Annotated in this window: 9 protein-coding genes and 2 pseudogenes; 7 read left to right on the top strand and 4 right to left on the bottom strand. The window is 64.1% G+C overall.

Going from position 1 to position 16509, the window contains the following annotated elements; translation table 11 throughout:
- The 3 genes from GJ700_RS00550 to GJ700_RS00540 are packed head-to-tail and all read right to left on the bottom strand — an operon-like array spanning position 1 to position 5332.
- A complete protein-coding gene (locus GJ700_RS00550; protein ID WP_154370710.1) occupies positions 1-2085 on the bottom strand; it encodes a putative bifunctional diguanylate cyclase/phosphodiesterase in 2085 nt (694 codons plus the stop codon).
- Positions 2082-4766, bottom strand: coding sequence for a response regulator (locus tag GJ700_RS00545; protein WP_154370709.1), 2685 nt, complete (start codon positions 4764-4766; stop codon positions 2082-2084). Before GJ700_RS00545 ends, GJ700_RS00550 begins: the two co-directional genes overlap by 4 nt.
- A gap of 14 nt (positions 4767-4780) precedes the next feature.
- Positions 4781-5332, bottom strand: coding sequence for a YfiR family protein (locus GJ700_RS00540; RefSeq protein ID WP_154370708.1), 552 nt, complete (start codon positions 5330-5332; stop codon positions 4781-4783).
- Between the two features lie 213 nt (positions 5333-5545).
- Here GJ700_RS00540 and GJ700_RS00535 point away from each other — a divergent pair, with 213 nt between their 5' ends.
- Together GJ700_RS00535 and GJ700_RS00530 are read left to right on the top strand one after the other, a co-directional pair.
- Complete coding sequence (locus GJ700_RS00535; protein WP_195763728.1) at positions 5546-7618, top strand: TonB-dependent receptor plug domain-containing protein; 2073 nt, start codon at positions 5546-5548, stop codon at positions 7616-7618.
- Positions 7615-8910 (top strand): ABC transporter substrate-binding protein, encoded by a 1296-nt coding sequence (locus GJ700_RS00530; RefSeq protein WP_154370706.1) that lies wholly within the window; start codon positions 7615-7617, stop codon positions 8908-8910. Before GJ700_RS00535 ends, GJ700_RS00530 begins: the two co-directional genes overlap by 4 nt.
- Here the strand turns inward: GJ700_RS00530 and prsT are convergent, their stop codons facing one another.
- Positions 8911-11667, bottom strand: a complete 2757-nt coding sequence (gene prsT, locus GJ700_RS00525) for an XrtA/PEP-CTERM system TPR-repeat protein PrsT (protein WP_154370705.1) — start codon at positions 11665-11667, stop codon at positions 8911-8913.
- A 271-nt stretch (positions 11668-11938) separates the two neighbouring features.
- Here prsT and GJ700_RS00520 point away from each other — a divergent pair, with 271 nt between their 5' ends.
- From GJ700_RS00520 to GJ700_RS34895, 5 genes and pseudogenes are all read left to right on the top strand, one after another.
- On the top strand, positions 11939-12736 hold the full coding sequence (locus GJ700_RS00520; protein WP_154370704.1) for a PEP-CTERM sorting domain-containing protein: 798 nt from the start codon (positions 11939-11941) through the stop codon (positions 12734-12736).
- 126 nt (positions 12737-12862) lie between these two features.
- Positions 12863-13870 (top strand): GGDEF domain-containing protein, encoded by a 1008-nt coding sequence (locus GJ700_RS00515; protein ID WP_154370703.1) that lies wholly within the window; start codon positions 12863-12865, stop codon positions 13868-13870.
- A gap of 112 nt (positions 13871-13982) precedes the next feature.
- A complete protein-coding gene (locus tag GJ700_RS00510) occupies positions 13983-14723 on the top strand; it encodes an SDR family oxidoreductase (protein WP_154370702.1) in 741 nt (246 codons plus the stop codon).
- 441 nt (positions 14724-15164) lie between these two features.
- A pseudogene (locus GJ700_RS36205) lies at positions 15165-15281 on the top strand (hypothetical protein); the annotation flags it as partial.
- Between the two features lie 18 nt (positions 15282-15299).
- A pseudogene (locus tag GJ700_RS34895) lies at positions 15300-16509 on the top strand (heme utilization protein); the annotation flags it as partial.

Raw genomic sequence — 16509 nt, 5'->3', positions numbered from 1 at the left:
TCAACCGGGCGCAAGATAGGCGCCAACCCATCCGCTCAACTCGCCCGCCGGCATCGGCCGCGCCACCAGGTACCCCTGCATCGCCTCGCACCCCCGCTCACCCAGCAGCGTGCGTTGCGCATCGGTCTCCACCCCTTCCGCCACGGTCGTCATGCCCAGCGCGCCCGCCAGCGCAATGATGGCTTCAATGATGGCCAGCGCGGCGCGGTCGTCCAGCAATTCGCGTACGAACGACTGGTCGATCTTCAACACGTCGACGGGGAAGTGGCGCAGGTAATTCAGCGATGAGAAGCCGGTGCCGAAATCGTCGATGGCCACGGCAAAGCCCAGCGTTTTCAGTTCCGCCAGTGTCTGCGTGGCGCGCTGCACGTCCGTCATCAGCATGGATTCCGTCAATTCCAGCTCCAGCGCATCCGGCATGCAGCCCTCGGCGCGCACCAGTTCGCCAATGGCGCCGGCAAAGCCCGGTTGTGAAAACTGGCGGGCGGAGACATTGACGGCGACCCGCAGCGCGGGCATGCCGGCCTGCTTCCACGCCAGGTGCTGACGGCACGCTTCGCGCACCACCCAGTCGCCGATGGCGCCGATAAGGCCCGATTCCTCCGCCACGGGAATGAACTGGCCGGGCGGCACCATGGCGCCATCCTTGCGCCAGCGGATCAGCGCTTCCACGCCGTGCAGCGCGCCGCTGGCGAGGTTGATTTTTGGCTGGTAGTGCAATTCGAATTCGCCCGCGTCCAGCGCAGCCCGCAGATCCATTTCCAGCTTCAGGCGGGCCAGGATGCCCGCGTTCAGTTCCGGCGCATAGAACTGGAAATTGTTGCGGCCCCGTTCCTTGGCCAGGTACATGGCGGCATCGGCGTTGCGCACCAGGATATCGGCCGTGTCGCCGTCTTCCGGATAGCACGCGATGCCCATGCTGGACGACACGTGCAGCGCCATCCCCATCACGTGGTAGGGTTGCTCCAATTCGTCCAGCATCCGTTGCGCGCGGGCCGCGATGGCCTTGGAATCGCCGCCGGGGCACAGCAGCACGAATTCGTCTCCGCCCATGCGCGCCACGGTGTCCCCGGCGCGCACCGTGTCCTGCAACCGCTGCGCCACTTGTTTCAGCAATTCGTCGCCGCTGGCATGGCCCAGCGAATCGTTGATGTTCTTGAAGCGGTCGACGTCGACGAACAGCACTGCCAGCGCATGGGCATCGCGCCGCGCCTGCAGCAGCGCCACCGCCAGCCGGTCGGAAAACAGACGGCGGTTGGGGAGGCCCGTCAGTTCGTCGTGGAACGCCAGGTGGGCGATGCGCTGTTCCTGCACCTTGCGTTCCGTGATGTCGGCAAACACGGCGATGTAATGTTCGGGCCGGCCCTCCGCGTCGCGCGCCAGGCTGATGGAAAACCATGCGGGGAATGGGCTGCCGTCCTGTTTGCGGCACGATAATTCACCTTGCCACGAACCGCCCGCGTCCAGGTTTTCCCACATGGTCTGGTAGCGGATGCGGGTGCCGACATCGGCAAACAGCAGCGCGGGATCCCGGCCCAGCACGTCCACTTTGCTGTAACCGGTGATGGATTCGAACGCGCGGTTGACGGAGACGATGCGATTTTGCGCATCGCTGACGACAATCGCGTCGTTGGAGGCCTCAAACACCTTGGCCGACAACCGTGCTCGCATGGCCGACAGCGCCAGTTCCCGCATCGCCATGTGGGCGCGCAGCAGGAAGCGGGTGCGGTTGGCCATCGTGCCCCAGCTGATCGGCTTGGTGATGAAATCCGTCGCGCCGCACTGGTAGGCGCGCTGGATCGACGAGTCGTCATTGACGCCGGTGACCATGGCGATCGGCACGTCGCGGCCGGCGGGCAGGGCGCGCAGCCGGGCGCACAGGTCGACGCCGTCGCCGTCCGGCAGCACCACGTCCAGCATCACCAGGTCCGGCACGGTGGATTCGAACAGCGACAGCGCCTGTTTGACGGTGCCCGCTTCGACCACGTCGAAACCGCCTTCTTCCAAGGTGGCGCGCATCAGCAGCCGGGCCGACAATTCATCGTCGACCACCAGGATCAGTTGCCGTTCGCGCGCTTCCATCATTGCTCCCGGTCGCGGATGGCGGTGAGTTCGGCCAGCGTGCGGTCGAAATGCAGCGCCAGTTCGGCAATCGCATCGCCCACTTCCTCCAGCTGGGTGTGGCGGCCCCGCTGTTCCAGTTCCGCGCACAGCTGCGACAACTGGCGCGCCCCCACATTGGCGGAACTGTTTTTCAGCGTATGCGCGGCGCGGAACAGGGCGCCGCCATCGCCTTGCGCCGCCGCTTCCACTATCTCCTGATACAGGCCGGGCGATTCGGACAGCCAGGCGTTGAGCACCCGCGGCAGCAGCCCCGGACGCAGCTGGCGGATGGTGGCCAGCGCTTCCATATCGATGTCGGCATCCTTGTCCGGCGCCGCAACCGGCGTGGACGCCGCCGACGGGGTAGCGGCATCGTCGCGTGGCGCCACTTGCACCGTTTGCAGCCAGCGCCGCAGCATGTCGCCCAGCTGATCTTGCGTGAACGGCTTCGACAGGTATTCATCCATGCCGCTGTCGATGCAGCGCTGGCGGTCGCCTGCCACCGCGTTGGCGGTCAGTGCCACGATGGGCAGGTGCCGCTCGGGCCCCTCGGCCGCGCGGATCGCGGCGGTGGCCTGGAAGCCATCCATGACCGGCATCTGGCAATCCATCAGGATCAGGTCGAACTGCTGGCGTTCCAGCAGCGATATCACGTCCACGCCATTGGCCGCCACTTCGGCCTCGATGCCCAGATTGCGCAGCATGGCCAGCGCCACTTCCTGGTTGGCCAGGTTGTCTTCTGCCAGCAGCACGCGGCCCTGCAACTTCAGCACGCGCTGGCGCGCGGCGTTGCCGGCGCGCTGGGCGGGACCACCCTGGTTGGTGCGCAGCGCCTGGCACAGCGCGTTGTACAGCTCCGACTGGCGCACCGGTTTGGTTAGTACCTGCGGCACGGGGCCGCCGCTGGCGCCATGCCACTGCATGCCGGCGGAACTGAGCATGATGACGGGAATGGCCGCCAGGTGCGGCTGCTGCTGCATGAATTCAACCAGCCCGGCGCCATCCTCGTCCGGCATCATCATGTCCGTCACCACCAGTTCGAACGGCGCGCCGGCCTTGCCCAGTTCCGCGCGTGCGCCCCGCACGTCGTGCGCCTGCACCACCTGGCAACCCCACGAATGCAATTGCTCCGCCAGGATTTCCAGGTTCACGCTGTTGTCGTCGACGATCAGCACGCGCATCGGCGCCAGCATCGTATCGTCGTGGCTGGAGCTGCAGCCCGGTTCGCAGCACGGCAGTTGCACTTTGAAGGAAAATTCGCTGCCCCGGTTTTCTTCGCTGCGCATGGTGATGGCGCTGCCCATCAGGCCCACCAGCCGCTGTGAAATGGCCAAGCCCAGCCCGGTTCCGCCAAAGCGCCGCGTGGTGGAACTGTCGGCCTGCGTAAACGCTTCGAACAGGCCGGCCTGCTTGGCGGCCGGGATCCCGATCCCGGTATCGGTGACGGTGAAATGGATGGTGGCCATGTCGCCGCCAGTCTCGGAGACTTCGGCGCGCAGCACCACCTGGCCCCGTTCCGTGAACTTGATGGCGTTGCTGACCAGGTTCGTCAGCACCTGGCCGAGGCGCTTGGCGTCGCCGCGCAACATCAACGTGCGGGTTGGCGCGGCGCAGCTCAGTTCCAATCCCTTGCCATGCGCCACAGGGGCATAGCGTTCGGCCACGTTTTCCAGCAACAGTGTCAGGTTGAAGGCGCATTCGTCCAGCTCGAAGCGGCCCGCTTCGATCTTGGAAAAGTCCAGGATATCGTTGAGGATGGCCAGTAAATCCTCGCCGGAACGGCGCACGATGCGGACAAAGCGCCGCTGCCGCTCGTCCAGGTCCGTGTTGGCCAGCAAATCCGTCATGCCCAGCACGCCATTGAGCGGGGTGCGGATTTCATGGCTCATCATCGCGAGGAATTCGCTTTTCGCGCGGCTGGCGGCTTCGGCCGCATCGCGGGCCCGCACCAGGTCGCCGGTGCGGCGCGCCACTTCCTGTTCCAGGTGGTCGCGGTGGCTGGCCAGTTCCAGGTCGCGCGCCTGCACCTGTTCCAGCATCTGGTTGAAGCGGCGGGCCAGCTGGCCCGCTTCGTCGGCGGCGCCGCTGCTTGGCGCGCGCAGGCTGTAATCGCCATCCTGGCCGACCGCATTGGCCAGCGCCGCCAGTTTCAGCAGCGGCGCCGACAGCTTTTGCGCCGACAGCCTGGCCACGTACGCCACCAGCAGCAACAGCACCAGCCCGGCAACCCCCGCCACCAGCATGGCTTCATACAACGCCTGGTCGACGTAGCGCAGCGTGGCGCGCAATTCCACCTTGCCCAGTTCGGCGCCTTTCTGGCGCACCACGGCGCTGGCGGTCATGCCCGCCGCCGCGCCGTCCTTGCCCTGGTAGGTGGCGAACGCGCGGCCATCCGCATAGCGCACCGTCGCGTGCACCACTTCCGGCACGGACGCCAGCGCCTTCAGCGTCTGGTTGCCGCCATCGACATCGTCGAAGGTGAGGGGGGCGGCGCTGCCATAGGCAATCATTTCCGCCAGGCCGTCCAGTGAGCGCTGCGCCTGGCCTTGCAGCGTGGCTTGCTGGGTCTTTAAAAACACGCCTTCGAACAGCAGCAACATCAGTGCGCACACCGCCACCACCATCCACGTGATTTTCTGCCTGAGCAAAAGCTTGCGCCACATACGTGCTGTCCCCGTTACCGCGTATTCACGGCCAGCTTCAGCAACTGCGAGCTGACCTTGTAGTTGCCGCGCCGGAGCATGTCCAGGTTGACCTTGAATTGCATCCGTCCCTGGTATTCGACCAGCCCGATCACGCCGCCGGCATCCGTGAAATCATCCTGGTCTCCCACCGTCAGCAAGTTCGGGTGGCTGGCCGCCAGTTGCGTGACCAGGTCGCGGCCATTGTCATGGATGTACAGCAGGTGGCAGGCGGCGACATCGCTGCCGCGCACGGTGCGCACCTGGATCGGCCGGTTTTCAATCATACGTCCTTGCACCTGTGCAAACGCCGCTTCGGTTTTCCGGTCCGGCCCCGCCACGCACAACACCAGCGGTGCGTTGGCGCTCTCCGTGGGCCACTCGGTGAACTTGAGAAAATTGAACACCAGCGCCGCCTTGATTTGTTCTTTCGGCACCGCTCCCTGCGCAGCGCCCATCAAAGGCCACCATGCCGCCGTCACTGCCCATGCCAGCAGCGCAGTGCGCATGGCCAGCCAGCGTCCGGTGGGCAAAGCACGGATGGCCAAGCGTGTCCTTTGATGGAAGAGTGGTGACGGATAGTACGAATTGTGGCTACAGGCAAGTATAAGCGCATATCGTCACTGGAAACGCCAAGGCCGGGCAGGTGTGGCTTGTCATCCAAAATGTTGTGGTGGAAACGCCAAAATTGGCCCGGGGAATGCGCGGCGCCTCCCCTTTGGGACTACCATAAGCCGTCGCCCGGATACGGAGAACTGCCCATGCAACGGAGTCAACGACGGCTTGCACCATGGTGGACCCTGGCAGCGGGGGCTGTACTGGCGGTTCCGGCGCAGGCGCAGGAAGCGGGCAGGGACTTGTTCAACGTCAGCGTGGAAGCGCTGCTCGACATGCCGTTCAGCACGGCCAGCCGCCAGGCGCTGGCCGCGCGCGACGCGCCCGCCGTGGTCTCGGTCATCACGGCGGAAGATATCCGCCAGTTCGGCTACCGGTCCGTGGCCGACGCGCTGGTGCAGGTGCCCGGCATGTACGGAATTTCCGATGGCGTGGCGCCGAACGTCGGCGTGCGGGGCATCAATGCCGGCGTGCGGTCGTGGTCGCGGATACTGAAAGTCATGATCGATGGGCAGACTGTCGCTTACCGCGCGGATGCCAGCAATTTTCTCGGCGCCAGCCTGATCAACATGGCCGCCATCGAGCGTATCGAAGTGGTGCGCGGGCCGGCCTCGGCGCTGTATGGCGCCGATGCTTTTCTTGGCGTGGTGAACATCATCACGCGTCCCGGCGACCAGCGCGCCTTTGCCGCCACGGCCACCATGCTGCGCGGCGCGCAGGACGGGGGCGGGGCGGCGCTGCATGCATCCGGCCAGTCCGGCGCCTGGCAGTGGCTGGTGTCGGCGGCGGGCGACCAGGCGGACCGCGGCGGCATGGCCTTGCCCCGGTCTTCGCCACTGTATGCGCGGGTCGTGACGGCGGCGCGGGGCAATCTGTCGCAGGACGACGACGAGCACCCGCGCAATGCGCTGTTGCGCGCCGCGTATGTGACGGACAACAGCGAGACCGGCCTGATGCTGCATGGCTACCGGCTCGACGCGGATGGCGAATTCCTGGATTTCGGTATCCTCAGCCACAACAACCGCCTGGCGTTGCACCAGACGACGGTCCGCCTGCACCATGAGTACCGCGGCTTTGATAACTGGACGTTACGGGCCAGCGTCGCGCACGCGCAGGGCGGGCCGGACCGGCGCGAGCGCCTGAGCCTGGGCTCGGCGGCAACCTACCCCGTGCGCGGCCTGGGTTTCGATACGCGGGAACTGGGCGCGGAAGCGCAATACCGCTTCGGCGACCAGCACAGCCTGGTGGCGGGCGCGGACCGGGTGCGCGACGATGAACAGCGCATGCAGATTTTCACGGTGGACGCGGCCAGCGGCAAGCGTACGCTGGTGTCTGGCACCGGCGCGCATGAGCGCATCACGAACCAGGGCTATTACCTGCAGTACAGCCTGCGCCCATGGACCTGGGCCGGCGTGACCGTCAATGCGCGGCGCGACAGCCACAGTATTTTTGGCGACAGCAATCACTGGCGGCTGGCGCTGGTCGGCAACGCCACGCCGTCGCTGGCATGGAAGCTGTTGCATGGCACGTCATACAAGGCGCCCTCGGCGGCGCAGTTGTATGCGCAACCGCTGTATGCGGGCGAAGTGCTGGGCAACCTGGCGCTGCGGCCGGAAACGTCGCGCAGCACGGAAGCGGCGCTGCAATGGCAAGCCAGCCCGGACCTGGCGCTGTCGCTGAACGCGTACCGCCTGACCGTCAGGGGGAAAACCGAATTGCTGCCGGTGGGCGCCAATTTGCAACCGCAAAACAGCGGCCGCCAGCAGGGCAAGGGCGCCGAAGCGGAAGCCACGTGGCAAGTGGGTGCGCAGCGCTGGCGGGCGCAATGGTCATGGGCCGATACGGACGACCAGTTCCAGCCGCGCCTGCAACCGCTGCAAGTCACGCCGACCGCCAGCTATCCGCGCCTGGTGGCGCGCATCAGCTGGCAATACCTTCATCCCGCGTGGGGCCAGTTCGCGCTGGCGGCGCGGGAAGTGTCGCCGCGCCGCGCCAGCAAGGTCAACAGCCAGGAAAACTTCCTGCGCCCGTATCAACTGCCGTCGTACGCCACAGTGGACGCTAGCTGGAACCATGCGGTCGGCCCGCATTTGCTGGCGCTGCGCATCGCCAACCTGTTCGACCGCCGCTATGCGGAACCGGGTTACGGCGGCGTGGATTTACCGGCGCCGGGCCGCAGCGCGGCGCTCAGCTATACCTACCGTTGGGGTACGCTATGAACAGACTTGCGGTGGCAACGATCGGGGCGCTGGCGCTGGCGCTGGCGCTGGCGGCCTGTGGCGGCGGGGGCGGCACCAATGTCGACGCCAACCCGGCCGCGCAGACCACGCCGGGCACGCTGAAACTGGGCTTGCTGGTGTCCCGCACGGGGGCGTCCGCCAGCCTGGGGCAATTTGTCGAATATGCGGCGCGCCTGGCCGTCAAGGAAATCAATGACGCGGGCGGCGTCAACGGCCAGCAGCTGGAATTGATCCTGCGGGACGACAAGCTCGATGCCGATGCGGGCGTGCTCAGCGCGCGCGAACTGGCGGCGCTGGACCCGGTCGCCATCTTCGGCCCGTTTTCCAGCCGCGTGGCGATCCCGGTCGCACAGCAGGTGACGATCGCGGCCGGGATCCCGTTTGTCGCCAGCGGTTCGTCGCCGCTGATCACGTCGCTGGACGACAAGGGCACGGTGTTCCGCACGGTGGCGTCGGATGCGCTGCAAGGCGCGGCGCTGGCCGACCATATCATCGAGCAGGGGTTAACCCGGGTCGCGCTGATCCACGTGGATGACGCGTTCGGGCTGGGCGCCAGCGAAGCGGTGCGGCAGCGGCTGGTGCAACGGGGCTATCCGCCACTGGCCAATATCACGTATCCAGCCACCAAGACGGTCGGGTTTGACGCCGAGCTGGCGGCGCTGACGGCCAATGGCGTACCGCAAGCGGTGGTGATCGTGGGGTTTGCGCTGGATGGCGCGTCGATCGCGCGGGGCTTGAAGGAAAAGCTGGGCAGCCAGATGCCGCGCCTGTTCGGCAGCGGCAATTTCGGCGCCACCTTCATCAGCAACGCGGGCGATGCGGCGATGGGCATGCAATGGGTGTCGCCCACCGCGCCCCGCAGCACGCCCAGCTATGCGGCGTACCGCGACGCGTTCGTCCGCAATGTGGGCCTGGAGCCGGAAGGCACGTCGTTTACCGGCTATGACGCGGTGTACCTGCTGGCGCTGGCCATGGCGCAGGGCGGCGCCAACACGCGGGCCGCCATCCTGGCGAATTTGCAGCGGGTGTCGCGCCCGGATGGCGCCGCGCCCGTCGCCATTGGTCCCGGCCAGTTTGCGCAGGCGCTGGCGGCCGCCAAAGCCGGGCGCGATATCGATTACCAGGGCGTGGCGGGGGCGATCGACTTTGACGCCAATGGCGACCCGACCAGCGGCACCTACCTGATTTCCGAAGTGGCGCGCGGCGCGGACGGGAACATGGCGTTTGTCGAGCGCAAGGTGTTTACGTTTGCGCAGGGCGCCGGACAATAGTCATTGCACTTGCGCCAGCAATGCCCGCGCCTGTTCGGCCTGTGCGAACGGGACACTGCCGGACAACACGGTTTCCAGTTCCTTGCGCGCGGCCGCCTTGTCGCCGGTTTTCGCCAGCGCCTGCGCCAGGTGGAAGCGGATGTCGCGCGCTTCGGGCGCGGCGGCGCTGGCTTTTTGCAGCAGGCTCAGGCCGCGTGCCGCCTGGCCCTGTTCCACCAGCACCCAGCCCAGCGTATCGATGACCACCGGGTGTTGCGGCGCCAGTTTATAAGCTTGTTCGGCAGCCGCCATGGCGCGGCTGTCGCCGGTTTGCTGGTAAGCCCAGGCCAGGTTGTTATACGCGGTGACATTGCCCGGGTAGCGCTGTACTACCCCTTGCAGGTGGTCGGCGGCGGGTTTGTATTGTTTGTCGGCCAGCAGGATTTCACCCTTGTACAGCTGTACCCGCACATCGTCCGGATGCTGTTTCAGCCACTGGTCGATGCGGGCGGCCCCTTCCGCAGGCTTGCCGGCCGCGCGCAGTGCATTGGCGGTCTTGATCAGCAAGTCGCCGGTCTGGGAAATCGCCAGCGCCCGCTCGAATTCCGTCAACGCCAGCAGCGGTTTTTTCTTGGCCATCAGGATGTCGCCTTCCAGCTGGTAGCCGCCGGACGCCTTGGGATAGGCCTTTTGCAGTTGGTCTGAAATCATCAGCGCCAGGTCATACGAACCCCGTTTCACGTAGAGTTCGGCCTGCGCCAGTTGCGCGGCGGGGAAATCCGGCTGCATCGCCAGCGCTGTTTTCAGGTGGTCTTCGGCGGGGCCGATGTTATTCATTTGCAGGAACAGCGCCGCCACCTGCATGTGCACTTGCGGCGAGCGGGGCATGACGATGGCCAGTTTTTTATAGGCATCGACGGCCAGCGGCAAGTTGCCGGCCGCTACCTGGCTCTTGCCCAGCATGTCCAGCAAGTCCGGATTGTCGGGGTTTTTTGCCTGCAGGGCGCCCGCCAGCGCGGCGGCTTTTTGCGGCTCGCGTAGCAGCAGGTAATGGTTGACCAGGCGCACGCCCGGCGCCATGGCGTCCGGATTGTCCGCATGGGCTTTTTCCAGCCAGCGCGTGGCTTCCGGCAAGTTGCGCTCGCGGGCCGCGATGGCCGCCATCGCGGTCATCGCGTCGATATGGCCTTTATTTTTTGCCAGGAAATCCAGTAAATGCTTTTTCGCGGCGGCCGGATCTTTCAGTTCCATTTCCAGGCGCGACAGGTTGGCGGCCGCCGGGTAATACGATGGCTGCAGCGCCAGCGTGTGGTCGAACGCCGCGCGCGCGCCGGGCAAGTCTTTGCGGGCCGCCAGCACCATGCCCTTGAGGTTGTGGATGACGGGATTTTTCGGCTGCGCCTTTTCCAGTTCCTGCACTGCCGCCAGCGCCTGGTCATGACGCTGCAGCGACAGCAGGGTGGTGGTCAGTGCAATGCCGACCTGGGCATTGCCGGGTTCGCGGCGGGCCGCTTCCAGCAAGTCCGCCAGCGCCGCTTCGTTTTGTCCTTTGCCCAGCTTGCTCAAGCCCAGCGCAGTGCGCAAGCCGCTCTTGTCCGGCGCGATCGATGCGGCTTTGCTGAACAGTTCGCCCGCCTTGTTGAAGTCGCGCGTTTGCATGAAAGTTTCGCCGGCCAGCGCGAGGATTTCCGGATCCTGGCCTGCCGTGTTGAGCACCGGTTCCAGCACCGCCATCGCATCCGGCGACTGGCCCGCCTTCAGCAAGGCCGACGCCAGCAGCTTGCGGGCATACAGGTTGCCCGGATTGGTGCGCAGGTAACTGCGTAAATAATATTCCGCTTGCGACAGGGCGCCCATGTTCATGTTGACGATGCCCGCCATCAGCATGCTGGGCGCATGCTCGGGGGCCGCGCGCAAGACTTTTTGCAGCGAATCGAGGGCCGCCGCATCCTTGCCTTGCGTGAAATCCAGCAGCGCCTGCGTATATAACACCAGCATGCCGCTGGGGCCGGACGCGGTGGCCGCATCCAGTTCCGCTTGCGCCGCGGCGAATTTCGCCTGCGGAATCAGGATGTACGCCTTTTCAATGTGGGCGGAACGGTGTTCCGGCGCGATTTTCAGGATCTGGTCCAGCGTCGCCATCGCCTCGTCATACTGTTTTTGCGAGCGCTGCAAGTCCGCCATGAACAACAGGGCGTCCGTGTTGCGGGGATCGGCTTGCCGCGCCTGGCTGACATATTTGCCGGCGGTGGCCGGGTCGCCCGCCGTTTGCGCCAGCCGGCCCAGGCCCAGCAGCGCGGCAGGGAAATTCGGCTGCTGCTGCAGCACGGCTTCATAGATGGGCTTTGCTTCGTCAGCCTTGCCCAGCGCGCGCAACGCATCGGCGCGGATACATTGCAGGGTGGGGCCGGGCTTCACGGCCTTGGCGGTCTGGTCCAGTGCTTTCTGGTATTCGCCCTGCAACAGCAATGCCTTGGCCAGTTCGGCCAGCGCCGCGTCGGCCGTGTAGCCGAGGTTGATGGCGCGGCGGATTTCTTTTTCCGCCGTCAGCGCCTCGCCGGTCTCGTTATATGTTTGCGCCAGCAGGAAACGGGTTTCGCCATCATCCGGGTGCGCTTGCAGCACATTCTTGAATTCGATGGTCGCCGCGCGCAATTCCCCTTGGGCGCGGTGCTGCATGGCTTTGGCTACCAGGGCGTCCTTGTCTTGCTCCCGGCAACCGGACAAGGCGGCAGCCAGCAGCAGGGCAGTGAGCGGGGCGGACAAGCGGTGCATCATAAAATTCCTTGGATTCCTCAGTGAAACGGCTGACAGTTCCGCATGGTGGCATGGTTGCCGCGGTGGGGCAACATGGACTGCACGGCCATTCTTGATTTAATTCTTGCTTTTCGACACGACTATTTGATATCTTGTCACTATGTTGTCGGGATTTTTTACATTGCGCTACAGCAATCGAGTTGTTGTTGCGCTAAATGTTTGATTATAAAGAATAGTTAATTCCAGGCATGATTCCTGCTTACCGGAACTATAAATTTCTTCAGGAAACATCATGAAACGACTGCTTAGTGCAGCATTTGCCGCCCTGGCGTTGATGGGCGGGGCCGCCAAGGCCGGCACCTTGACCGATACCATCACCGATGCCTACTGGGGCTCCGATGCTCATGGCCTGGGCGATGTCATTGGCAGCAGCATGTATGACATCAACAGCGCAAAGATTGCCCGCGTCGGCGACGTGCTGACGGTGACCATCAATACGGCGTTTGCAGGCCATGCCGGCTCCGACTCGTGGGCGTACACGGCAAACAACGTGGCCAAAGGCATTGGCTATGGCGACGTGTTCCTGGGCGATACGTGGAATCCGGCTGGTACCGCGGCCGATCATTATGCCGCGGACAATGCCGGCAACAGCACGGTGTGGGACTATGGTTTCAGCCTGGCCGACCGCTGGAACAATAACGGCGGCAGTTTCACGCTGTACAAGCTCAATGGCGCCACCAATGCGCTGAATACGGTGAATTCCGAAAGCTATATCAATTGCACCAACGGTTGCACGTACCGCAATGGCCAGGAAGTGGCCGTGAAGACCACCAATAACGCGGCCAATGTCACCAATACCGGCAAGACCGGTACCTGGACCGTGTTGGCGAACCAGTCGCTGCAATTCACCATCAATGTGTCGGGTACCGACCTGGCCACGTTCTCCACGATCGCCATGCACTGGGGCGAGACGTGCCAGAACGACGTGATCGAAGGCATTGTCCGGCTGACGCCGGCGCCAGGCACCGTGCCGCTGATGGCGCTGGGCCTTGCCGGTTTATACCTGGTGCGCCGCCGACGCCAGGCGTGAAACAAGAAAGCCGCACGCATGTGCGGTTTTTTTATTGCTGATAGTGTCTTTCCAGCCACACCCGTGTATTTATCGACCATCGCGCGCTTATAATCCCTGCTTTGCCCGCCGGCCCGGATAGACCGCATGCTCGACCACTTCCCGAATTCGCCCCTGGCCCAGCGCACCGCGCCCGCCATTCCCCAGCATCCCCATCTGTTCAAGCGTGTCCTCGGCCTGGCCAACCTGGGCTTGATCGTGCTGGACGCGCGCAAGCGCATCGTGTTGTGGAACCAGTGGCTGGCCAGCCATTCCGGTATGGCTGCCAACCGGGTGGAGGGGCAGGAATTGTTCGACCTGTTCCCGGAATTGCTGGGGCAGCGGCTGGAACTGGCCGTGCACAGCGCGCTGACCAACAATATTGCCGCGCACTTGCCGCAATCGCTGAACCGCACGCCATTTCCGTTGTACCCGTCCGGCACGTGGGGCGGCGAACGGGTGGAGCAGGCGATTGCCGTCACGCCGTTTACCGAAGGGCGCGAGCGCTTTTGCCTGATTGAGATCAGCGACGTCAGCACCACGGTGGGACGCGAACGCCTGCTGCGCGACCAGGCGGAATCGCTGCGCGCGCAATCGTATGTCGATGGCTTGACCGGTATTGCCAACCGCCGCCATTTCGACGTGGCCTTGCAGCGGGAGCTCGGGCGGGCCCAGCGCCATGGCAGCGAATTGTCGCTGCTGTTGATGGACATCGATTCCTTCAAGGCTTACAACGACCACTTCGGGCACCAGCAAGGCGATGCGTGCCTGGCCATGGTAGCCGAAGCGTTTGCCGGTAAATTGCAGCGCGCAGCCGACCTGGCGGCGCGCTACGGCGGTGAGGAATTTGCCGCCGTGTTGCCTGATACTAATGCCGAGCAGGCGCGCCAGCACGCCGAAGCCATCCGCGCCTGCATCGCGGCGCTCAATATCACCCACGCGCCCAATGCCACCCGTCCACACGTGACGATGAGCATCGGTGTCGCCAGCTACGACAAGGAGCGCCTGAGCGACGGCGAGTCGCTGCTGCGCGCGGCGGACCAGGCATTGTATGCGGCCAAGCGTAGCGGCCGTGACCGCGTGGTTGTCGACGGCGATCTACTCCCGGTCGACTGATGTCATTTTGTCGTGGCGCAACCGCCACGACATTCTTGCGGTGTGACAATTGGTGAGGGTGTTACGGGCAAAAGCACGTAAAATTCGCCGTCATGCTAGCGAGAAACATTCCATGGAAAAAGTAGTACTTGTCACCGGCGCCGGCCGGGGCATAGGCGCCGCCATTGCCCTGGCGGCCGCCCGCGACGGTTTTGCCGTGGCCGTCAACTATGCGCGCGATGCACAGGCGGCAGGTGGGGTGGTGGCGGCCATCGAGGCCGCCGGGGGCAGGGCAGTGGCCATCCAGGCCGATGTCGGCGACCCGTCCGATGTGGCGCGCCTGTTTGCCGACACCGAACGTCAACTGGGGCCAGTCACCGCGCTGGTCAACAACGCGGGCATCACCGGCCGCATTACCCGTTTTATGGATGCGGACCCGGCCATGATTGCCGACGTCTTCCGCATCAATGTGCTGGGCCTGATGGAGTGCTGCCGCGCGGCGGTGGCGTCGTTCCAGCGCCACGGTACGGCGGGTGTCATCATCAATATTTCATCGACGGCCGCCGCCAGTGGTAGCGCCGGCGATTACGTCCATTATGCCGCCAGCAAGGCGGCTGTCGAAGGGTTCACGCTGGGTTTGGGCCGGGAACTGGCGCCCGAAGGCATTCGTGTGCTGGGCGTGGCGCCCGGCATGACGGAGACGGAAATCCATGAGCGGGGCGGTGATGGCGGGCGCTTGCAGCGTGCCGCGCCGTCGATTCCATTGCGCCGCGTCGCCAGGCCGGAGGAAATTGCCGAACCGGTGGTGTGGCTGCTGTCGCCGGCTGCGTCGTACATGACTGCGACGACGGTCACGGTTGGCGGCGGAAAATGACAATGACACTGAATGAAACTGGATTGTTAAAGGATTGGTGAGAGATTAATTCACGTTGCAAATTTGCATACGAAAAACATTCCGCAAGGAAAGTTCTGCGATATACTGACGGGCAATGTGGAATTATTTCGTATCCATGTGGAAATCGGCTTAAGTCCCAAGCAGTTGTGGTCGCTCTACCGTTCAGGACAAACCCGCGTGGAAACGCGTGTTTCCTTCTGGACAATTATTTCTGTTAGTTGATTTTTAAAACCTGTTATTGAAAATAGTTATTAAAGTAAATCAACTTTCCGGCCGTAAATGTCATCGAGCGACGTCAAAAAATAGTTGCAGGGTAGCATCAAAAAACAAGTAGCGCGCATGGGTTGGTAGCCGGTTTGGACCGGCTATCGCCATGTTGCGAGTCTAAATCAGTAGCGTCGTCCCCCAAGGAGAACGGAAGTGAGCCTCTTAACCCTCTTGAGTACCTCCCAGATCGCCAGTCTGGATACCGACCAGATTGCAGCGTTCGGTTCTGCAGACTTGGCGTCCCTTGGCACCCACCAGGTTGCTGCCCTGACCAGTACTCAATTGGTTGTGTTTAATACACTGCAATTGCAGGGGTTGACGACAGCTCAGATATCGCAGGGTATTACGTCCAATCAAATCGTGGCGCTCAATTCGCTGCAATTGAGCGGATTCACGACGGCCCAGGCCAATGCGATGACGACGGAGGGCATCTCCGCCATCGAAACCAACGATATCGTGGGCATCAAGACGGCCACGCTCGCTTCCCTGAAAACCACGCAGATCGCGGCGCTTAATTCGATGCAGGTCGCCGCGCTGACGTCGGCGCAAGTCGGCGCACTGACGACGCTGCAACTGACAGCCGGTCTCGATACCGTCGACATCGCCGCACTGAATTCCACCCAGGTTGCCGCCTTCAGTTCCGCGCAACTGGGCGCACTGAGTTCCTCCACCGTCGCCGTGCTGGCCACCGATGAAGTGGCCGCGCTGAGCACCACCAGCCTGGCGGGCTTGAAATCCTCGCAAGTCGCGGGCCTGACGTCCGACCAGGTCGTGGGACTGACGACGTTGCAAATGGCGTCGCTGACGTCGGCGCAATTGGCGGGCTTGTCCACTGCCAACGTGGCGGCGATGCAAGATGCGGACCTGGCCGCCATCAAGACCAATGTGATTTCCGGGCTGTCGTCGGCGCAGGTCAACGCGATTTCCACGGACCAGGTCGACGCGCTGACGTCGGCGCAAGTTGCCGCCCTGAGCACGCTGCAAGTGTCGGCCGGTTTGAATTCCGCGCAAATCGCCGCCTTCAACAGCGTCCAGCTGGGCGCGCTGACCACGGCGCAGTTCGGCGTGCTGAGCACCAACGCGATTGCCGCGATCGCCACGGCCGACATCGATACGCTGAAAACTTCCGTCATTTCCGCCCTGAAATCGTCGCAAGTGGCGGGCCTGACCACCGACCAGATCGGGCAGCTGTCGACCACGCAGATCGCCGCGCTGCCGGCCACGATCCTGTCGAACCTGTCCACGTCGCAAGGCGCCGCGCTGAGCAACACGCAAGTGGGCGCGCTCGATTCCGCACAACTGGCCGCACTGGCGACCAACGTGCTGGCAACGTTCTCGACCGACGACATCGGCGCGATCAAGACGTCGGCGCTGGCCGGCCTGAAATCGTCGCAAGTGGCCGGCCTGACGTCCGACCAGGTGGTGGCGCTGTCGACCACGCAAGTGTCGACCCTGACCTCGGCGCAAGCGGCTGGTTTGACGACCAACCAGATCGCCA

Origin of the sequence: Pseudoduganella rivuli (genome assembly GCF_009674485.1) — a bacterium.
Lineage (GTDB): Bacteria > Pseudomonadota > Gammaproteobacteria > Burkholderiales > Burkholderiaceae_D > Rugamonas > Rugamonas rivuli_B.
Note: the sequence above shows the minus strand (reverse complement) of the source record. Positions and strands in the feature narration are given on the sequence as shown.

Excerpts from the sequence above, each read along its gene's own strand:
- GJ700_RS00550 (WP_154370710.1), bottom strand. The coding sequence starts at position 2,085 with ATGATGGAAGCGCGCGAACGGCAACTGATCCTGGTGGTCGACGATGAA.
- GJ700_RS00545 (WP_154370709.1), bottom strand. The coding sequence starts at position 4,766 with ATGTGGCGCAAGCTTTTGCTCAGGCAGAAAATCACGTGGATGGTGGTG.
- GJ700_RS00535 (WP_195763728.1), top strand. The coding sequence starts at position 5,546 with ATGCAACGGAGTCAACGACGGCTTGCACCATGGTGGACCCTGGCAGCG.
- GJ700_RS00530 (WP_154370706.1), top strand. The coding sequence starts at position 7,615 with ATGAACAGACTTGCGGTGGCAACGATCGGGGCGCTGGCGCTGGCGCTG.
- prsT (WP_154370705.1), bottom strand. The coding sequence starts at position 11,667 with ATGATGCACCGCTTGTCCGCCCCGCTCACTGCCCTGCTGCTGGCTGCC.
- GJ700_RS00520 (WP_154370704.1), top strand. The coding sequence starts at position 11,939 with ATGAAACGACTGCTTAGTGCAGCATTTGCCGCCCTGGCGTTGATGGGC.
- GJ700_RS00515 (WP_154370703.1), top strand. The coding sequence starts at position 12,863 with ATGCTCGACCACTTCCCGAATTCGCCCCTGGCCCAGCGCACCGCGCCC.
- GJ700_RS00510 (WP_154370702.1), top strand. The coding sequence starts at position 13,983 with ATGGAAAAAGTAGTACTTGTCACCGGCGCCGGCCGGGGCATAGGCGCC.